The organism is Succinimonas sp., assembly GCF_045225735.1.
Lineage (GTDB): Bacteria > Pseudomonadota > Gammaproteobacteria > Enterobacterales > Succinivibrionaceae > Succinimonas.
On the sequence record NZ_JBGVBR010000293.1, the window covers coordinates 1 to 4856 of the forward strand.

Annotated in this window: 1 protein-coding gene and 1 pseudogene; both read right to left on the reverse strand. The window is 55.4% G+C overall.

Going from position 1 to position 4856, the window contains the following annotated elements; translation table 11 throughout:
• Positions 1–328: 328 nt before the first annotated feature.
• Complete coding sequence (locus ACJROR_RS10680) at positions 329–3112, reverse strand: AAA family ATPase (protein WP_406547042.1); 2784 nt, start codon at positions 3110–3112, stop codon at positions 329–331.
• 17 nt (positions 3113–3129) lie between these two features.
• Positions 3130–4856: pseudogene (locus tag ACJROR_RS10685) on the reverse strand (hypothetical protein); the annotation flags it as partial.

The following is a 4856-nucleotide window of genomic DNA, read 5'->3' on the forward strand; positions in this document are numbered from 1 at the left end:
ATGTTCCACCTGCAAGTCCGTCCATTCAGGGGCCATCCATTCACGGCCCGTTCACCGCTAACAAGGCCTTTCGCTGATCCGCTGTTCGCAAAGGGACTGAAGCGCAGAAAGGCTCGGTCTCATTCATTATCCCGCAGCCGGTTTTATCGTCAAGCTCTCTCCCCGCTCTTTTTTCCCACCGCTCCTTCTTCCCCCTGCTCTTTCTTTTATCCCTTCTGCACTCTGTCGCTTTCTGCCCGCTCCTGCCCGGACTCCCTTCAGGATCCCTTTGGCCGTCGGGATCCCTTTGGCATCATTTCCGGCTGATCTCATCCCCGTCCTGCGGGAATCAAGATTCCCGCTTCCTTTTGATGCGGAGTCTCCGGTCAAGGCCGCTGGCCCGTTCCGTTCTGGTTCCGACCGCCTTTTTCAGGTTGGCCATGGAAGCGTAGATCGAGAGATGGTCTTTGGCCCGGGTAATGGCGGTGTACAGAAGCTCCCGGGAGGTATTGCCCCCGTTTTCATCCGGGATCACTATGGCCGTATGGGCGAATTCCGATCCCTGGGACTTATGCACGGTGAGGACATAGCCTGTGGCCAGATTGGGGATCATGGAGAACGGCAGGGAAAGATACCGGGCGGGCTTCGGTGTTCCGGCGCTTGAATTCCCTGCCCCTTTTCCCAAAAGCTCCTCCTCTTCGGGAGAGACCTCGGCATCTCCGGAGGCCGCAGCCTCCACCCAGATTCTCCGGGAGCCGGGATAGGCCGGATCCCAGCCGGCAATGGCCACATCGCCGTTATGAAGATCCCAGTCCCGGTTGTTTCTGGTGACCAGGAACACCTTGCCGGGATACCAGTCCTCGTCCAGATCCCCGGGGTTCAGCTCTATGGTATTTTTCTGGTTATCCGCCCCGGCCGCATCTGATGTCCCGGTGTTTTGAGCGGTATCCCCGCTGTCCGGCACGGCATTGGCGGGAACGGCCGGGCTCTCCGGCATGGCGATCCTGACGGAACTTTCAATCAGTTTCGTCATAAAAGTCAGGGATTTCCTGTTATAGCCGTTATTAAGCTGGATATCACCAAGAGATCCGTCATGCACCGGAGTAAGCACCCGGAAATCATTAACGCTTTTGAAGATTTTTCCGATGCGGGCTTCCAGAGGATCGGCGGAGACTCCCTTTAACAGCTTCTCCGGAGCCTTCAGAAAAAGAAGCTCCGGAACCTCGCAAAACTCCCGGAAATACCCCAGAAAACCGCTGGCGGTTTCCCTGAAGCCGGAGGAAGCATGTTCCCCTTTTTTGCCGTCTTTTCCGCTGTCTTCCTTGCCGCCCTTCCGGAAAAAGAACTCCGGGATGTCAAAGCCGTCCCCCGGGAAGGTATGCTTAAACAGCATTTTCTGAAGGTCATAATCGGAGTGCCGGACATGATCCCCGGAGTCATTCCCGGACCAGAACACGCCCTCCCGGGCCCTCCGGAATTCAGGCTCGGAAAGGGAGTTTTCCAGAATGCCGGAAATTTCGTCCTCCTCGCCGTCATTCACCATGCGGGCCAGCTGCCCTATGGCGCTGTCACCTGAGAATCTTCTGGAAAACACCAGCTTCACGATGCCGTCCGCGATGTTTTTGGGCTTGAGATCCCCGGCGGCGATGCCGGTGAGTTTGATAATAAGATCCCGATCCCTGTCGGAAAGCCCGCCCCTTTCATTGTCTTCGTCCAGCACCCGGCAGATATCCCCCAGCACGGTGCCGGCGGAGACGCTGGTAAGCTGATTATGATCTCCCAGCATGATAAGAGAGGTACTGGGACTGAGAGCCGAGAGGAGACTGTGCATCATCAGGATGTCCACCATGGAAACCTCGTCCACAATGAGGACGTCCAAAAGAAGAGGAGCTCTTTCATTATGGCGGGCCTTGAGAGAACCCGGGTACCGGCCCAGAAGAGTGTGGAGGGTGACGGCCCGGACATTAAGGCATTCCTTAAACTCCTGAAGCGCAGTGTCCGGGTCTTTGCCGGTTACCTGGGCAGCTTCCCGGATTTTGGCCTCGAGAGCAATGTTCGGATCCTTGATGCTGTTATTCAGAGATTCCAGCATGCGGGCGGCGGCCTTTCCGGTGGGAGCGGCGAGACCCACTTTAAGGGATGTTCCGGATTTCTGCTTCAGAGTCATGGCCGCGAGGAGCTTGGCCACCGTGGTGGTCTTTCCGGTGCCGGGGCCTCCGGTAACCACGGTTACCGGATGGAGGAAGGCCATGGCCACCGCCGCCTTCTGCCAGTCAATGGGATTCCGGGGATCGGGATCTTCGGGAAAGAGAACGCTGAGAGTCTTCCCTAAGCTTGATACTTCCTCCGGGTTATCCGGATCAAAAAGCCGGGATCTTTGCGCCAGTCTCTCGTTAAGAGCTTTGGCAATGGCGGTTTCCGCGGCATAGTATCTCGCAAAGTAGAAGTTCCCCATGCTGAAAACCAGAGGCTTTCTCAGACTCCCCGGATCCGCTTCGTCCGCGGGAGTGTCCGGAGCGGGATCGATTACAGATCTGTCAATGTGCTCATCGCTCAGGGGAGAACGGAGATCCAAAACGCTTACGGGCTCCCTGCTGTCATGTCCGGCAAAAAAATCGATGTCCTGAGATTTTCCGGCTTCGCTGGCCAGAAATTCCGGGGCGGAAAGCTTCTTAGAGAGGAAGTTAAGCCGGTCCTTTACCGCATCGTTTCCCACAAAGGCGAGCAAGCGGGTGTCCCGTTTCGTGCGGTTATTGTAATATTTCTCGGTTTCGGCAGGGATCTTATTAAGGTTATCCACAGCCTCTGCAAGACTCAGGGTGGCGCTCCCCTGCTCCAGCGCCCGGCCGATAAGGAGGGTGAGGGCTCCCAGAGCTTCCGCCTCCATGCAGTCAAAAACCTGCCCCCGGGGATTCTCGGAAACGGCCTCTCCCTTAAGAGCATTAAGAAGATCGTTGTCCCGGATGTCCCAGGAAAAGCCGCCTTCGGGATAAACGGGATTCTGGTCGGGAGAGTCCGGGGAAGGAACTGAATCGCCGGGGGGACATAATCTCTCAAAGATATAACGCGCCTGAGCCCGGGTCGTATCCGAAAATATCGGAAGCTCCAGAAGAGTTCTGAAAAAGTGTTTCATTGTGTATCCTCCCGTCTTTACTGCTTGCTCATCTGCTGCTTGCTCTGCTGATTCCCGGACTGCTGGGTATTCGGCTTTGGATTAGATTCGGGGTTCCCGGAGCTGCCTTCGGGATCGCCCTTTTCATTTTCCTCGGCGTTCGCAAAAAACTGATCCGCCTTTTCCACAAGCTCCCGGGGCAGCCTGACATAGTAAACTCCGGGGACAGATCCGTTTACTTCGGAATTCTCTCCCCGCATGCCTCTCAGGAAGAGATAGTAGATGCCGCCGATGTGGGTGTCATAGTCGTAGCTCTCTCCCAGCTTATGCTTCAGGAAACGGTGCATGGCCACGGTGTAAATCACGTACTGGAAGTCATAATGGGAATCGTAGATGGTTCGCTGCATGGCTTCCCTGTTGTACAAGCCCTGTTTGTTCCTGTTTTCAGTAATAATGTTGGACTTGTAGTCCGCCACGTAGTATTTGCCGTCATGCTCGAAGAAAAGGTCCAGAGAGCCGGTCATAAAGCCCTGCACATCATTGGCGGTAATTACCTGTTCCTTGTCTATATCATCGTTAATACGATGGTAAAGGTTGCCGACATACTTGTCTTCCGCGTACTCCTTGCTCCGGACAATATTATTCAAAGCTGCCATATTCTTGATGCGGGGCACACGCATGTAGAATTCCATTTCCTTGACGGTATGGTTATCCCGGAGATCCCGAAGAGCAAAAGGGGCGGCATTTTCATTGCTGCCGGCCTTAAGCGGGGTTTCGGCAGCGCAGAGTATCCACTCCAGAAGGTTCAGGAACTTCCGGTCATCCTGGCTCCATTCCCCGGAATCCGGGAAGGTGTCAAGACGCTCGGCGATCACCCGGGCCGCTTTGATGCTGTCCAGAAGATCCTGACGGGACAGGTGTTTCTGCTCCCGGAGCTCCTTCAGCTTTGTTCTGTCATCACGGAGGCTGTCAAAGGAAAGACGCTCGAAAATCCCGTGGAGGAAGAGACCGGTGGCAATGCCGCCCGGGATGGCGATCCTGGGATCATCCTGAGAGAGCTCCGGGAGTTCCTCGGTGTTATGGTTTTCATCCTCGCCGCCGGTCTCCCCGGAGGCAGACGCTGCCGCGCCATGGTGGGTTTTGGCGCTGACGAGAGCGGAGTAGGAGAGGATGCGCCAGTTATTGGGGATGTTGCCTTCAAACGGTCTGACTCCGGATTCGGGGTTACTGTCCCCCAGCTGCAGCTTCCGGCGATCCGGATCCCAGATGATTTCGGTTTCAGTTTCGGACTTCTGGGAAGAATCCCCGGTCAGATCGGCAAGTGAAGAAAGAAGGAAGTAATAATCCCCTTCATCCATCGCCTCGCTCTTCGAATCATCTTTAGAAGCCGCCCTGCTGTTCAGATTCCTGACTTCTTCCAAATTATGGCTGTTCTTCTCATTTCCGGTAAAGAGCTTCTCCAAAGCCCGGCGGAGAGTTTCCCGGGGGTTGTCGGAGTTTTCGCATAGGGTGCGGAGCTCCACATAAAGCGGGAGATAATAGCTGATAGATTTCGCAGATCCTGCGAAATATTTTTGGGCATCCTCCTTCCCCATAAAGCCTGTCCAGACAAACATGGCGTACTTGGCTCTGGTGGCGGCCACGTACCAGAGTCTCAGGGATTCTCCCATTTCATTCCACAAATGCTGATTCTTAAGAGCGGGATCTCCGGTAATGTCATAACGCAGGTGGCCCTCTCCCTCCGGCGCCTTGCTGTCAAGGTAGG

Excerpts from the sequence above, each read along its gene's own strand:
- ACJROR_RS10680 (WP_406547042.1), bottom strand. The coding sequence starts at position 3,112 with ATGAAACACTTTTTCAGAACTCTTCTGGAGCTTCCGATATTTTCGGAT.